This is a genomic window from Saccharothrix violaceirubra (assembly GCF_014203755.1).
Classification (GTDB): domain Bacteria; phylum Actinomycetota; class Actinomycetes; order Mycobacteriales; family Pseudonocardiaceae; genus Actinosynnema; species Actinosynnema violaceirubrum.
Genome location: NZ_JACHJS010000001.1, coordinates 4,466,319 through 4,480,774, shown reverse-complemented (window position 1 = coordinate 4,480,774; position 14,456 = coordinate 4,466,319). Strand labels below are relative to the sequence as shown.

Sequence of the window (14,456 nt, the reverse complement as noted above, 5' to 3'; positions counted from 1 at the left end):
GCGCGAGAATCCACCACCAACCACGCCAACGAATGGGATCGCGGCGTCTCGATGTCGGCGCGAGGCCCACGAGAACATGCGCCGCTCGGCCACGCCGCGGCGCCCAGTTCGACCGCTGGCTCACCACCATGATGATCAGGCACGAATCCGGTGCACTCGAACTGGCACGCCAGTGGGGGTTCGAAACCACGGGCTGAAGGGCTGTACGGGTCGTCCCTGGCGGGGATCATCCGCACGTGCGGGGTGCGCGCGGTCGATCCCGGAGCGGTATGACGGTCGGGAGGTTGTGCTCGCGCGCTTGGCGGAGTTGCTGGTTTTCCAGTGTGAGCACGTTGATCGTTCGGACCAGTGCCGGGACGTCCGCGCGGAGCTGTTCGAGTTCGGTGTTCTTGTTGGCGATGGTGTTCTTGAGCCGTGCGGTGGTCTTGCGTAGCCGGTCTTCCACCTCGGAGGGGCCACCGCGTTCGCGGACGCGCGTGTAGAACTCGTTCTTGAGGTCGGTGTGGCGTTGAGTGAGCGCGTTGCGGGAGACGCCAGCCTCGTGGGCGAGAGCGACGATCGTCAGGGCGCCGTTGGAGTTCTCGGCTGTGCCGGCCAGGATGCGTTCCATCGCGGCGCGGATGCGGTCGCGTTCCCTGTCGTCGTCGTTCGGTGCGGGGTTCATCCTGTGGTGTCCTCCAGCGTGGTCCGGGTCTGGTCGTGGGTGTCGGCGTAGGCACGGAGTCGACCGGCGGTGGTGCGCAGACGCTCGGCGACCGGATGTGGGGTGTGGCGTGCGCGTGTGTCGAGGAAGGCAGCGCGGTCGCGGAGCAGCGCGGCGTGCTGGTCGGTGCGGACGATGTTGCCGCAGCCGGGGACGCAGTGGTCCAGGCCGGGAGTGTCCTTAACGGTGTGCTTGACGCTGTCGCGGTGGCACAGCGCCTGCTCGCGCTTGTACTGGCAGAGCAGGAAGGCTTGCGGGTTGTCGTAGATCATGGCGTCTTCGTTGGCCAGCAAGCGCCGTGCGGTGCGGACCGTGATCACGGTGCCGGCGAAGCGCGGGGCCGTCGCGGCGGCCCGGATGGCTCGTCGTGCCGCGGGACCAGAGACACCGCCGCCGTTTTCCAGGGTGTCGTGCAGGTCAGCGACGCTGTCAGCGACCGCACGGACGGTCTCCATGTCCAGCAGTTCGTGAATGCCGCCGCGACCGCGCGAGGCGTAGGCGCCGGAGACGGAGGTGCGCAGGTGGCCGTACTGGATGGCCAGGGCGACCAGTCCGTTGGGGCGGCGAGCGATGTGCCAGGCCAGCGACCGGCGGAACCGGGCGGTGCCGATCGGGCCGTGCGGGTCGGCGGGAATCGCCTCGCCTGGTATGTGGTGTGTGAGGGCCTCGGTGTTCGCCCAGGCCACGAAGTCCTCGATCCGGTGCCGGATGGCCGCCGGTTTCAGCGACCCGGTGCCGGGCCGGTGGTAGCGCAGATCATGTGCCCGGCCGTCGAACAGCAGGCTCCCGTCGGGGACCATGCGTTCCAGGACACGGATCGCGTTGACCACGGGCGTGATCGCCACCCAGGGCACGTCGCGTTCCACGCCGCTGGACTGGTGGTTGCCGTCCGCGTCGACGGCGTTCTTGTACTCGTGGGTGCGGATCAGGTGCCGCCCCGTGTTCGCGTCGGCGTTGTTGCCGTCCGCGTGCTCGCCGGTAGTGGGTTTCGGGTCGGGGCAGCAGCCGGTGCGCATGCCCAGAACCTCACCGGTGCGCATCCCGGTCAAGTAGGCGCAGACGATGAACGCCGCTGTGCCGAGGTGTCGCATCAGCACCGGGGCCTCGGCGAAGTCCAGCGCCTGCCGCCACGGCTCTCCGGCGATCCGGCCGGCGACCGGGACGTTCAACGGACACGGCCCTGGACGCTGCGCGGCGGCCTCGGCGAGGCCCTCGCGCTGGTTCAGCTTGTCGATCTGGGAGCGTGAGGCTCCGGTGATGCCGCTGAGGTAGGTAGCGGCGAGACAGACCTCGCCCTGGGTCCGGCCGGCGGGCAACGGGGATCCGGCGGCGAGCAGCGGCGCGAGGAACGCCTCCAATGTGGCTTTCCCGTGCGGTGTCCCGGTGGTGGTGCGGGCGGCCTGGGTCAGCCGCTGCGTCTCGGCCCAGCCGGCGAGGATGTCCTCGGCCAGGTCGTCGATCATGCGCATCGCCCACACAAGCAGCGGGCCCATCGTTTGTTCGGCCAGTGGCTCGGTCTCGTTCTCCCCACCGGTTGTCGTGGCGGCGGGGAGGTAGTCATCGGCTCCGCGTTCGTCCCACGGGGCCCGCCCGATCCCGGCGGGCCGGGCACTGAGCTGGTCGAACGCCCACAGCCGGGTTACCGCGCCCAACATCTTGTGCGTGTGGCTGCGGTTGGTGTGGTAGCTCAAGAGGTGTTGCCCGTAGGAGTGCAGGACGCCGGTGGTGCAGTCGGCGAGACGGCGGATGCCGCGCGCCTGCAGCCAGATCGCCAGTCGTATCCAGGCCGAGATCGTCTCGTGTATCTGTGCGGCGCTGAGGCGGGAGCGCAGCCGGGCGCCGCGAGTCTGCAGGAACGTGGGCCGCAGGTGGCCGTTGATCATCGTCCAGGCGGCCAGCCGCAGTTCGTCGGCGAACACCGCCGGGCAGTTGCGCCAGTAGATCACCCTCCGGTACGTGCTGGGGTTGGCCGTCAGCGGGCCGAGCGGCCAGGCGGCGTCGGCGTAGCAGGCGTTGAGGTGGGTGTGCATCGCCACGACGAACTGAGGCAGGACCACCGGAGTGCCAGGCTCGGGCAGCGGCAGGAGATACCGGTCACCGGAGTTGATGTCAGCGTTGATCTCCGGGGCGGTCACGAGTCGAGGTCTCCGGTCAGCATGAGGTCGATCAGTTCCCGGTCGGTGTCGGTGAGCTGGGCTTTCGCTCGTGTCCATCCGGTGGTGCCGAGCTTGGTCTTCAGGTCGTCGAGGCGGGCGTGGGTCGCGCCCCAGTCCACCTCCCACACGGTCGGGGCCAGCACGGAGCGCAGGTTGCCCACCGCGTCGTGCAGATGGGCGAGCCGAGGATGGTGGCCGGGATGGATCCGGGCGTTCACGCAGCCCAGGCACATCAGGAACGACGCCCCGCAACGACCACCAGAACCACCGCCAGGTGCCGGGTAGGGGCTGTGCTCGATGTCGGCGCAGTCCGCGGTCGCGGTCTCCACGTCGCCGGGGTCAGGCACGTCCTGGAGTTCAGCCACCAGCACCGCTCGACGTGCGTGCTCGGTCGCTTCTTCCGCACCGGCCGCGACGATCGCGACAGCCTCGGCCCGGACTCGCTTGTCGACCAGCACGTAGTGCCGGTCGTGCGTGTCCTGGCTGTTTTGGCCCGGCTCACGGCGGTCGAGCGCGTTCACCGTCTGCCGTCCCCGCTGAAACGGCGATCCGCGCAACCCCACCGTGCGGGCCCACCGTGCACCGGCGTCGCGATGAACCCCGAAATGGAACGGACCTACCGGGGGCTGCCGGTCACCGTCGGCGCGTTCCCGACCGGCGACGTGCGTGCGCCACACCACCAGCAGATCGGTTTCGGGCGACCGGTCTGCGACGATGGCGCGGGCAAACCGGGTAGCCGCCAACGCGTGGGTGATCAGCCGGCCCGGCGAGGCGGCACCGTCGTCGGTGACGTTGCGTGTCTCGTAGAAGTGGCCCGCGCCGCAGCGCCGTTTCTCGATCGGGATGCGGTACGTCGGCCGGCCATCCTCCCCAGGGTCGGGCAACGCCCGCGGGATCGCGGCCCGGTCGATCACCGAGAGGTTCCAACCGAACTCGGCCAGCAGCAGCACCCCGAGCGCGGTGGCCTCCATGCTGGACAGAAACAGCCGCTGCCACGTCACCGCCGCGGCCATGCCCCCGAACGCCTTCCGGTACTTGTAGACGATGCCTTGCCCGCCTCTCGTGCGGTGGCCGGGGTGGCGGATGAGATCGCCGGTGCGGGCGAGGACGTCCAAGGCTTCACCGAGCGCCCAGTCGCGGCTGTCCTCAACGAACTCGCCCGCCTGCCAGCGGTGCAGGTGGGCGGCGTTGTGCTCGATCCGCAGCAACGCAGCACGGAACATCCGCCGAGCGGCGAGCTTGATCCGGTCGAACTCGGCCTCGCTGTAGGACTGAATTCCGCTGCGGGGTCGCGGGGCGCGCCGGGACAGCGTGTCCGCGACCGGCGCCGTCTGCAGCCGGAGGTCGCCGCGCAGCAGGCTCGTCACCGCGGTGAACGTGGTGTAGCCACCCACAGTGGCCAACGCATGCTCCCGCCAACGTTCGATCAGACTCGCGGTCAGCTCGTCTACGTCGCGCGGTGGCCGCATCTGCCGGGACAGGAACGCCGTGAACATCTCCAGCTGCCGCCAGTACATCGTGGAACTGGCGTGCACAGTCCACCGGCGCGGTATGCAGCGGGCCGCGAACAGCGTGGCCAGCGAGCGCTGCATCGGCTCGGCGACCGGCAGAGTGGAGAAGTCGTACTCCTTGACCCGGCCAGCGCTGTTGTGGTGATGCACGACCAGGCCATCCGGCGCGACATACTCCGGGCGGGCATGGTCAGCCGACGGCAGGGACGCACTGCGCCCACGGCGACTCGCACGGGAACTCACGCTGTGACTCACGCGATCCCACCGCCAGCAGTCCACATGCGATCGTCGAGGTCCTGGATGCCCTCCGACTCGCGCGCGATCCGCGCGAACACCACGTCCAGCTCAGGCATCGGCGCCGCCGTCGGGCCGGCAGCCTCGGTAGCACCGGCCAGCATCGACCGCAGCTGCAGGTCTGCCACGGGCGCCAGGTACCGGTCCACAGTGGTCTCCCGCGACGCGTGCCCCAACAAGCACTGCACCATGAACCACGGATCCCCGTACAGCTGCCGGAAATCCCGCCGCTCCTCCGGACTTAACCCGTACTTCAGATCCATGAAGGTGTTCAACACCACCAACATGAACAGCGCGAACGAGTGCCGCGCCGAATGCGGTGTGGCGTACGGAGCGAACACCTGGTGGGGGTCGAAGCCCATCCGGTTCGGCGGGGTCAGCACCCGCTCACAGCGCCGGTTCGCGGCGGTGAACACCCCCTCCCAGGAATGCACCTGGAACGGCAGGCCCTGCTCGTTGAGCCACAACCATAACGGCTCCAGCCCCCGCGGCCCCTCAGCGAACAGCCGCATCCGCTCCCGTGCCGTCAGATCATCCAGCGCCCGCTCACCCGTGACGCCTGTCTCGTCACGCCAGCGCACCATCGGCTTGCGGCCCCTGGTCACCTCGGTAACCACCCGCCTGCCCCGTAATCGGTCGTAACGCCCCTTCTTCTGCGCCTGCCGCACCACCCACGCCCGCGAGGACTCCACATACGCCTCAATCTCCCCGACCGCGTCAGCGGCGACGTAGAACGTGCGTGGCTTCTTCGACCGCGTCACCTCGGCAGCAACCTTGCCGCGGTAGTAGCGGGCACCGTCCACCTGACGCACCGGCACCTCGAACGTCAGCAACGACCCGCCCTCCGCCCGCCTCAAACCTGAGGTGACCAACAGCCGCACGAACGCGACATTGCGGTCCTCCAGCCGCCCCACCCAACCCGGTTCCGGAGCCCCATCACGGGAGTGACCACGGAGCCCGACCTCGATCCACCGCCGCCACGTCCGCGGCGTCAGCCAGTGCACATTGCTCGGCCGCGCATCCTTGGCCCTGGCTGCTGGCACCGTCAACACCGCGCCCTCACGACCCACCACCTGCTTCATCGCCAGCGGGCTGCGCCGCACGTAATGGTTGATGACCGCCCACCGGTACAAGCTGGCGAACGCGGCCAGCTCTCGATCCCACTTCGAGCCACCGACCCGGTGAGGATTCCCCTCCGCGAACCGGCGCCAATGCTCGTAATCCTCCACATCCCGCTCCGTCGCCGCCGTCCACACCCGACCGCGACCGGACAGAAACGTCAGAAACAAACAGATGTCCGTGGCGTAGTTCCGCCGCGTCTCCGTCGTGTACTCGCGGAACCTCTTCGACTGCCCGTACTGACTCAACAGCGGATCCACGCGATGGTCCGGCGACAAGAAGATCGGATCCCCCGCTCGTACCCCCGCCTCGTCCTCCCTCACCGCCAGATCCGCCCAATCCGCCAAAATCGCTCGCCGCACCCCACCACGCACCGCATCCTGCGGCACCCAGAACACCCGCCAGCCCGGCACGCCACCGTCCCTCCCGAAGTAGATCAACACGGACATTCAATAGGGAACTGCGCTGGCGCGGCCAAGGCCGCAGCGTCGCCTTCACCTACACCGACGGCCGCCTGGTCTCCGACTCGCTCCACCTGTGCGGCTTCGTGTACCTGGTCGGTGACGGCGAGGGCGAACTCAGCGGTCCGATCACCGACGACGAGCTGGTGTCGCTCCACTGGGACCGCGATCAGGCCGTGGACCTCGATGCGCTGCGCGGGGTGCTTGACCAGTCGCGGGTCACCGCCTGGTCCGGGACCACGATCGGCAGGAACGAGTCGCATGACGGGCTCTGGCTCCGCCTGACCGTCACCGACCCGCGCGTGTGCCGGATCAAGGTCCACGCCGACGTCCCACCCGAGGTGTGCGACCCGGTAAGGGGATGGTGGCGCATGGCGCTGGTCGACGGCGACACGCTGGTCTACCTCACCGCCCGCCGACTGGAATCCGGCGACGAGGTGCGCTGGGAGTTGGGCGCGATCGGTCACGGTTCGGCCGCCTCCGAGCTGACCGAGTACCTCTGCGACGAGATCCGATCCTGGGCGCCCAAGCGGAACCAGCACACGCCATCGCTCATCGTCTACCCGGCGGGTACTCCGGACAGCGAACTGGCGGGCCCCGCGATCGACAAGACCCACAGCAGGTTCGTCCTCACCTACGACCCCACCGGGTGATCTCGTCGCCGGGCCCACGATCTCGCTGTTAGGCAGGGGCTCGGCTTAACCGTTGCCGTGGAGCGCGGCGAGGTGGGTCATCCAGGGAGCGGAAGTCCTGCCGTCCGCCACGGGCTGGCCAACAGCGCGCTGGTGTCGGAGTCGAGTCGTCCGGCAAACGCCTGCGAGATTGCCGCGCCCCACAGTGCGTTGACGATCGACGTGTCCGTAGGTGACTCGCCGACTGCGTCTTCGGCGGCTGGAACGGTCTCCCAGTACAGGCAACGCGCCCGGAGCGGGAACCCCCACGCGATTGATGCCTCGGTGACTGCGGCACACGCCGCTTCCCAGTGTTGCTCGTCGATTGCGGCGCACGCTCGGCCCATCCGGCGCACAACCGTCGCCGACGTGACTTCGGCATGGCGCAGGACTCGCAGCGCGGCTTGGCTGCGAGGGCCGTAGGCGCTAGTTGCGGTGTATCGCGAGGGCAGGCACGTCTGTCGCCACGGTGCGGTGAGCAATTCGTAGTCGGCGACTCCCTCGTCGTCGTGGCCTGCCGCTGCGATCGCCAGTCCGGCGTCGAACACGGGCAGGACCACCTTGTGCCAGCCGGAGTGGTTTGGTGCAGCCTGCCGAGCCAGCACGTAGGGGTGGTGCAGCACCGCGATTGGGTCGTCGAGTTCGGCGGGCATCGGCAGCCCGAAGGTGTCCTTCCATCGGATCCACCGTGAGGCGAGCCGCCCGGCCAGCTCGGGGTCGGTGATCCCGGCGATGATCCTGTCTCGAACCGCCTGGCGATCGGAGGCGTGCTCCTCACCAAGGGAGCCCATACGGGTGATCTGATCGAAGGTCAGGTTGGCGATGGTCACATCGAGCTGGCGCCATTGCTCGCCACGAGGGTGCTGGGCCAACAGCGCGCGTCCCAAGTCGTCGCGACCGCGGCCCGGACCAGAGGTGCTCATCGGTTCAGGATGGCAGCCCCGGTCTGCGCATTTCGGCGCAGGCTGCGTGTCCGGCGTGGCGGCAGACCACGCGCTGGCCGGACCGGCTTCCGCAGCGGCGAAGTCAGCGAGAGCTGCGCGGGCCGGAGGGGCCCTCTGTGGCGCGGCGTTCGTGGGTGACGTAGGAGTAGGAGCATGGTGACCGCGGTGGTGCTCGACGTGGGCGAGACGTTGCTGGACGACTCGCGCGAGTGGGGTGCGTGGGCCGACTGGATCGGCGTGCCACGTCATACCTTCTCTGCCGTGCTGGGTGCGGTCACCGCTGCCGGTCGGGACAACGCCGAGACGTTCCAGTACTTCAAGCCTGGCTTCGACCTCGCCCGCGAACGGCGGCGCCGGGAAGAGGCCGGCCTGGGTGAGCACATCGAGGACAGCGACCTCTATCCCGACGTCAGGCCCGGCCTGGCGAGGCTGCGGGAGCTCGGCTTGTGGGTAGGAGTGGCCGGGAACCAGACCGCCCGCGCAGCCGAGCTGCTGCGTGCGCTGGGCCTGCCGGTGGACCAGGTCGCGACCTCGGGTGAGTGGGGCGTCGCCAAGCCTTCGCTTGAGTTCTTCACCCGCGTCGCTGAGATGGTGCCCGACGGCCCCGACGAAACGGTGTACGTGGGTGATCACCGGGACAACGACGTCGTCGCGGCGAAGGCGGCGGGGTTTCGCACGGCGTTGATCCGGCGCGGCCCCTGGGGCTACCTCTGGGCTGACGACCCGCTGGTGCGTCGCGACGCCGATTGGGTGATCGACTCCCTGCACGACCTTCCCAATTTGCTGGCGCCGCACTAAAGCCCGGCAGGGGATCAACGAGCACGAGCCCAGGCAGCGAGGTCGAGCAGTCCCGTGCTCGGTGCGCCGTGAGTACGCAGCAAGGTCGACAACGAACGGCGGACCTGGGGATGGGCGCGGCCTGGCGGGCGGCTTGCAGGCACAGGTAGGCGTCCTCGTGACGGCCGAGCGTCAGCTGGGCGCGGGCGAGGTCGATGAAGTAGTGGGGAGCGACGTTCGGCGGGCAGGGTGTCAGGCGGGTACCAGACAGCCGCCCGTTCGATGCCCGGGGGATCGCGCAGTTCGACCGAGACAGCGAGTTCGTGGATGCGTAGGGAGGCCGGGCCGAACGCGGTGCCCTGGTAGACGCCCTCGGGGACGGCGGTTGCGGCGCGGCGAGCTTCGCGCAGGTGGTCGGAGGCGCGATCGGGCTTGCCAGCCCGGCCCGCGACGACCGCGGCGCGCATGTGCAGGGCGCCGAAGGCAGCCGAGGCGGAAGCGGTCTCGAGGCCGGGTACGTGGTCGGCGGCGAGTTCGAGGGCGCGGGCCGCAGTGTCCAGGTCGCCGTTGGCGAAGAAGGTCTCGGTGCGCACGTACGCCACTGCGGCCAGCAGCAGTGGGTCCTCGGCGAGCTGGGCAGCCGAGCGCATCAGGTCGATCAGCCGCGCGGATAGGTCCAGGTAGCCGAGCTTGAAGGCGACCCCGTCGGCGGCGCGCAGCACCAGTGTGAGCAGGGCTGCGGCGTGGCGGCGGTCGGCGGTGTCGCCGAGCTGGCCGGCGCGGGCGAGTTCGGTGATGAGGTCGGGTAGGCGGCGGGCGAGGTTGCCGTAGCGGGATTGCAGTCGGTCGTCGCTGGCGCGGGCGATGTCGCCGTGTAGGTCAGCCGGGGTCCTGGTGGGCCCGTCGTCGGGCAGGTCCAATCGGTCGAGGGCGCGGCGTAGGCGCGGGATCGCGGCGTGGATGACGTCGATCTCGGCGACGGGTTCGCGCTCGTGGCGGTCGCCGGTGGGTGGTGCCGGAGGGACCAGCTCGAGGCCGATCGGTGCCGAGGCCAGGACCGCAGCCGAGGTGGGCCTGGTGGAGTGTCGAGCGGTGCGGCGCAGCAGGTCGTCCAACTCGTCGAGGGCGATCTGCAGGGCACTGGCGAGGCCGGGCCGCTGCCACGGCTGGGGCGATTGGACGCCTCGTTCCCATCGGCCGACGGTGGTGCGCTCGACCTTCAGCGTGACGGCGAGGCTTTCCTGGGTGTATCCGGCGGCTTCGCGAGCAGCGGCCAGCGGAGTGAGTGGCCGTGCCGCCATCGCTTCCTCCCGTCCCTCTATAGCGCACAGTACTCGCTCGTTTTCGCAGCGTATGGCCGGTGTCGCCCCATGCGTGCCTCACCGTCGCCCTGCGGCCGACCCCCGCAACTACCCACGGCCGGACGCCGAACACCCGCTCCCCGCACTCGTTCGACGACACCCCCGTTCTCGCCATGAAAACCCTGCTCAGCCGGGGTGCCGCCCCGTGGACGCCTCGCAGCCGCCACACGGTCGCTCTGGTGATCGCGGTGGGCGACGCCGTTGACTGGCCACGGGCCTGCGGTGGCCGACCCCCGACCGGTCACCGCGGGCCGTATTTGATCCCGACCGCCTGACTTTGCGGAAAGTGAGCTTGGTTCAGTGCAGATGCACGAGGTGATGCTGCCGCACTCGCCCCTGTCGATCGACCGGTCGAGCCCGGTGGTTCGCTGATGCCGCACAAGATCACCGTCGAGCATTCGTTCGAGTCCGGGCACCGGCTGCCGCACCTGGGTGGCAAGTGCGTGAATCTGCACGGCCACTCCTGGTCGACTGCGGTGACGGTGAGTGCGCCGGAGCTGAGCCCCGAGGTGACCGTTGTGGAGTTCGGCGCGCTCAAGGTCGGGCTACGACGGTGGATCGACGAGCACCTCGACCACGCCACGATGCTCGGCGCGCGCGACCGGCTGATCGAGCCGCTGATCGCGGAGGGCAGCCGGGTGTTCTGCTTCGGGGTCGAGCGCCCGTCGGACGTTGCCGAGCAGTACGGCCACGGACTGCCGTGGCCCACCGTGGAGGCCGTCGCGGTCTTACTCGGCCGGGTCGCCGAAAGCGTCTTGGCCGGGCTCCCACGCTCCGACGGCGCGATGGTCGAACGGGTCCTGGTCCGTGAGACGCGGCTCAACACAGCCGTCTACGAGCCCGCGGCGACGCGATGAACGCCCCCTCGGCACACGCCGCCGAACACGGTCAGGCCCGACCTGACGCACCGCTTCGACATCTCCCTCGTCCGTTGATCGTGAGAGCACCATGACCACCACCTCGCCCGCCCTCGGCCCGCTCGTCGGGGTGTACGGCCTCGTCGGACACGACGAGCGTCTTCTGGTCGTCCGCGACCCCGACGCCACTGCCTACCGGCTGCCGGGCGGCCTCGTACGAGCCGGTGAAGCTGTCGAGGACGCCCTGCGGCGCAACCTGCGGACAGGGCTCGACGCCTGCGCGGCCCACCTGGATTTCTGCGCCGTCGTGGAACTGCGCGAGCAGTACGCGGGCACGCAACCCACCGTCTTCGAGCTGGCCCTGCTGTTCGACGTGACTCTCACCGACCCCAGTGCGGTCCGGGTTGACCACGGCGAAGCGCGCTGGGCCACCGACATCGAACTCGGCCACCTGGACCTGCGGCCGTCAGCCCTCGCAGATCGGTTGCGCAGTGGCGGACCGACCCGCGAGCAACCGTGGTGGCCCGCCCTGCCCTGATGGACGTCCGCCGAACATTCGTCCGGCGCAAAGTCCCGCCAAGAAGCCCCGAAGGAACCATGTCGTCGGCACTTGACCTCACCGCCGCCCTGCCGGCGGCCCACGTCGCGATCGACCTCGCGGTCGAGCACGTACTCAGCCACCCTCCACGCAACATCCAGTACAAGGGCGACCGCAACCCGGTCTCCGAGGTAGACGAGACCGTCGAACACCTTGTCCGGCAACGACTGAGCGCGCGCGGCCACGCCGAGATCGGGTTCGTGGGGGAAGAGACCGGAGCGGTTGGAAACCCGGACACCTACTGGATGCTCGACCCCATCGACGGCACGATCAACCACCAGCACGCCAACCCGTTGTGCGCTATCGCGCTCGGCCTGGTCCACCGCGACCAGCCTGTCCTCGGCGTTACCGCGCTTCCTTTCCTCGGCCACCGCTACTGGGCGGCCCACGGCCAAGGTGCCTACCGCGACGGTGACCCGATCAGGGCCTCTACCACCGACGTCCTCAACAAGGCCCTGGTCGGGTTCAGCGACTACGGCAGCGGTGCCGACGAAGGTTAGCGCGACGTGCTGTGCGCCGCCGTAGACCGCGAACTCACCGCCCGAGCGCAAGGGCTGCGCCGGTACGGCTCCTCCGCGCTGGACCTGGTGTGGGTCGCGGACGGCACCCTGGACGCCTGCGTGCTGCTCGGCAACCACACCTGGGACACCGCGGCTGGCGCCGTCATCGCCCGCGAGGCCGGTGCCCTCGTGCTCGACGCCGACGGCAGTCCGCACTCGACCAGGTCGCGCTGCGCGATCGCGATGATGCCAGGGCTTCAGGACGAGGTGTTGCCGCTCCTGCGGGTGCTGCGCGGTAGCCGCTTCTGGCCCGACGACAACGAACCGCACGACCTCGATCACCGGGCCGCTCCTCTCGAAACGGAAGTGCTGCCTTGAAGGGGAGCCCGCCGTGGTGATCCTGCCGACTCAGCGCCGCTCGTCCGAAGTGCGCCCGCCCGTACCGGCGCAAACCGCCGACACTCCCGCGCCCAACGTCGACCACAGCGAGCTGACGCAATACCTACCCAGTCTGGGAGACCTCCCCGCAGCAGGACTTCTGGCTCAGCCACTGGACGTCGACCAGGAGCGCGCCGCGGCGCTCCGGGCCGCGCTACAAGGACAGCGCTCCGACGACGAGCATCTCGCGCTTCTGGACCGCGTCCTTGAGGCGCTGCGTCGCATCTGACCAGAACGGGCTCTCCATGAACGCCGACCGCGCCGCACGTCCGAGCCGTGAGGTGACCACCTCCACCCATGTGGGGGCGTGGGTCGCGCCGCATCCCTCCGGACTGCCCGACCTGCGCATTCAGATGAGCGAGCAGGTGCTCAAGCCACCCCATTGTCACGAATTCATGATGCGTATCGTCGGCGGAAGCAGCCCGCTGGTCCCGATGATCTCCGGCCCGCCCGAGGAGACGGCCGCCAGCGGCATCATGGGCGGGGTACTGATGGCGCGCAGCGAGCAGCGACGGCTGCGCCAGGCGCAGCTGTACTGGGTCGACGAGGACATGACCTCGCTGGCGCTCGCCGCAGCGGCCACCCCGTCCCACGAGCCAGTCCGAGCTCGTCGAATGCCGGCCGAAGCGGGGCTGATGCTCTTCGCCCAGCCCATCGGCAGCCACGATGTCGATCTCGCAGCAGCGTTGACAAGCCCGTGGACCACCGCGGTCTCCGACTTGGACGAAGAACTGCGGCTGGCCTTTCCCGTCGTGGGCGTCTCGTGGTCGCGATGGAGCCCGGCCGACCTCGACCTGGACGGAGAACCCGGCAAGATCCGCTGGACACCCCGCACACCGCAGGGCGCGGCGCCCTTGACGCCCGAGTTCGACGGCGTCTGGCTGACCTTCTGGACCACGGGCAGCAACGGCTGGGACAGCCTCCCCTTGGACCGGCCGCTGGCCATCGACAAGCACACGGGCGGAACGCTCACCGCTGTAGACATGGCCGCACGAGAAGCTCAGGCGGGGCTCGCCCGGCTGCAGACCTACGACGAACTCGTCCTGAGATTCGACCAGCCACTGCCCCGCCCCGATCCGGACAACGGCAGCCAGTGGGCGCACGTGGTTTACACCGCGTGACAACTGATGGGACAGACCGGTAACGCCCAGCTCACCGAGACCGAAACCGTGCCTCGTCCACGTCACGGCCTCAAACGCGACCGGCGGGCCGACATCCTCGGGTCCGGCGCCGTGCAGCTGGTTCGGGTGCACACTCGCCACCGGCCCTCGGCGCAGGCCAGCGCCGAGGACACGGCAGCCTCCCACGGCCGCCGGGCACCGCAGTGGACCCGCCGCTGGCCAGTTCGCCCTTACCGGCGCAACACGTGCCTCAACCCGCGCGCCCACGCCGAGGGCGGATGCGAACACGAGGAGCGAGTCGTGCCCGCCCACATCAAAGGGCCCGCCGACAAACCTCTCGTCACGACGGACAGGGTGCACATCTGGGACACCGCGCCTCCACCGCAACCGTGAAGCCCACGAGTTCGAACTACTGAACCCTCGAACGTCTGCCCGCTCCAATTCTTGGAAAGCATGATGCGCAAGCCCTTGCCGTACGGCACCGACGATGACCCCGCGGCCGAAATCTACGTGCGCGAGGCGCTGCGTCGGTCCCAGCGTGGTAACTGGCTCGCGTTGCTGGCCGATGATCGTGTGGTGCAGACCTACCGGGTGCTGCGACGCATCGAGTCCGGGGCGACCCAGACCCGTGCGCACCACCGCGAGGCGATCAAGTCGGCTGAAGCCGACCGGGACGCGGGCCTGATCAGCGCGGCACGGTACGCCGAGAAGTACCGGGAGTACGCGCAGTGGCGGGAACGGTCCTTGGTCTTCGACGGCGTCCTGCGGCAGTACCTAGACCTGGCTGTTGAGAAGGTCCGGGCCACCCGCAGGGATGCCGTCACGGAGTCGTTGCGCGAGGTGCTGCTCACGTTGGCCGTCGCCGTTGCAGAGCACCAGGACGCGCACGCCGGGGAGGAATCGCTGGCTGACACCGCGCTGTGGGCGAGGCTGCGGTTACTGCCC

The 14,456-nt window shown here is 69.4% G+C and carries 12 protein-coding genes and 1 pseudogene; 7 read left to right on the top strand and 6 right to left on the bottom strand.

All coding sequences use genetic code 11. The annotated features are described in order from the left end of the window. Nucleotides 1-226: 226 nt before the first annotated feature. The 4 genes from F4559_RS20585 to F4559_RS20570 form a co-directional block, all read right to left on the bottom strand. Nucleotides 227-664, bottom strand: coding sequence for a hypothetical protein (locus F4559_RS20585; RefSeq protein WP_221447312.1), 438 nt, complete (start codon nt 662-664; stop codon nt 227-229). Next, nucleotides 661-2,838 carry an integrase gene (locus F4559_RS20580; protein ID WP_221447311.1) on the bottom strand — a complete coding sequence of 726 codons (2,178 nt, stop codon included), beginning with the start codon at nt 2,836-2,838 and terminating at the stop codon, nt 661-663. The genes F4559_RS20585 and F4559_RS20580 overlap by 4 nt, the downstream gene beginning before the upstream one ends. Then, a complete protein-coding gene (locus tag F4559_RS20575; protein ID WP_184671063.1) occupies nt 2,835-4,520 on the bottom strand; it encodes a hypothetical protein in 1,686 nt (561 codons plus the stop codon). Before F4559_RS20575 ends, F4559_RS20580 begins: the two co-directional genes overlap by 4 nt. Nucleotides 4,521-4,621: 101 nt before the next feature. Further along, a complete protein-coding gene (locus tag F4559_RS20570) occupies nt 4,622-6,226 on the bottom strand; it encodes a site-specific integrase (RefSeq protein WP_221447310.1) in 1,605 nt (534 codons plus the stop codon). A 104-nt stretch (nt 6,227-6,330) separates the two neighbouring features. On the opposite strand from F4559_RS20570, the gene F4559_RS20565 reads away from it, so the two are divergent. Next, nucleotides 6,331-6,897: a hypothetical protein gene (locus tag F4559_RS20565; RefSeq protein ID WP_184671059.1), complete on the top strand. Its 567-nt coding sequence runs from the start codon at nt 6,331-6,333 to the stop codon at nt 6,895-6,897. A 77-nt stretch (nt 6,898-6,974) separates the two neighbouring features. Here F4559_RS20565 and F4559_RS20560 read toward each other — a convergent pair whose 3' ends face one another. Continuing rightward, nucleotides 6,975-7,838: a hypothetical protein gene (locus F4559_RS20560; protein ID WP_184671057.1), complete on the bottom strand. Its 864-nt coding sequence runs from the start codon at nt 7,836-7,838 to the stop codon at nt 6,975-6,977. Nucleotides 7,839-8,012: 174 nt separating this feature from the next. On the opposite strand from F4559_RS20560, the gene F4559_RS20555 reads away from it, so the two are divergent. Next, a complete protein-coding gene (locus F4559_RS20555) occupies nt 8,013-8,657 on the top strand; it encodes an HAD family hydrolase (protein ID WP_184671055.1) in 645 nt (214 codons plus the stop codon). A 14-nt stretch (nt 8,658-8,671) separates the two neighbouring features. Here the strand turns inward: F4559_RS20555 and F4559_RS20550 are convergent, their stop codons facing one another. After that, a complete protein-coding gene (locus F4559_RS20550) occupies nt 8,672-9,937 on the bottom strand; it encodes a helix-turn-helix domain-containing protein (protein WP_184671053.1) in 1,266 nt (421 codons plus the stop codon). A gap of 431 nt (nt 9,938-10,368) precedes the next feature. Between F4559_RS20550 and F4559_RS20545 the strand changes: the two genes are divergently transcribed. The 5 genes and pseudogenes from F4559_RS20545 to F4559_RS20525 all read left to right on the top strand — a co-directional run bounded on the left by F4559_RS20545 (nt 10,369) and on the right by F4559_RS20525 (nt 13,511). Beyond that, nucleotides 10,369-10,854 carry a 6-pyruvoyl trahydropterin synthase family protein gene (locus F4559_RS20545; RefSeq protein WP_184671051.1) on the top strand — a complete coding sequence of 162 codons (486 nt, stop codon included), beginning with the start codon at nt 10,369-10,371 and terminating at the stop codon, nt 10,852-10,854. A gap of 91 nt (nt 10,855-10,945) precedes the next feature. Next, a complete protein-coding gene (locus F4559_RS20540) occupies nt 10,946-11,392 on the top strand; it encodes an NUDIX domain-containing protein (protein WP_184671049.1) in 447 nt (148 codons plus the stop codon). After that, a pseudogene (locus F4559_RS35315) lies at nt 11,392-12,330 on the top strand (inositol monophosphatase family protein). Before F4559_RS20540 ends, F4559_RS35315 begins: the two are co-directional and overlap by 1 nt. Before the next feature lie 13 nt (nt 12,331-12,343). Then, nucleotides 12,344-12,619, top strand: coding sequence for a hypothetical protein (locus F4559_RS20530; RefSeq protein ID WP_184671048.1), 276 nt, complete (start codon nt 12,344-12,346; stop codon nt 12,617-12,619). 16 nt (nt 12,620-12,635) lie between these two features. Then, on the top strand, nt 12,636-13,511 hold the full coding sequence (locus F4559_RS20525; RefSeq protein WP_184671047.1) for a hypothetical protein: 876 nt from the start codon (nt 12,636-12,638) through the stop codon (nt 13,509-13,511). The last annotated feature ends 945 nt before the right edge of the window (nt 13,512-14,456 follow it).

Bases quoted from the DNA above. Each gene is read 5' to 3' on its own strand.
- F4559_RS20585 (WP_221447312.1), bottom strand. From the start codon at position 664: ATGAACCCCGCACCGAACGACGACGACAGGGAACGCGACCGCATCCGC.
- F4559_RS20560 (WP_184671057.1), bottom strand. From the start codon at position 7,838: ATGAGCACCTCTGGTCCGGGCCGCGGTCGCGACGACTTGGGACGCGCG.
- F4559_RS20555 (WP_184671055.1), top strand. From the start codon at position 8,013: ATGGTGACCGCGGTGGTGCTCGACGTGGGCGAGACGTTGCTGGACGAC.
- F4559_RS20550 (WP_184671053.1), bottom strand. From the start codon at position 9,937: ATGGCGGCACGGCCACTCACTCCGCTGGCCGCTGCTCGCGAAGCCGCC.
- F4559_RS20545 (WP_184671051.1), top strand. From the start codon at position 10,369: ATGCCGCACAAGATCACCGTCGAGCATTCGTTCGAGTCCGGGCACCGG.
- F4559_RS20540 (WP_184671049.1), top strand. From the start codon at position 10,946: ATGACCACCACCTCGCCCGCCCTCGGCCCGCTCGTCGGGGTGTACGGC.
- F4559_RS20525 (WP_184671047.1), top strand. From the start codon at position 12,636: ATGAACGCCGACCGCGCCGCACGTCCGAGCCGTGAGGTGACCACCTCC.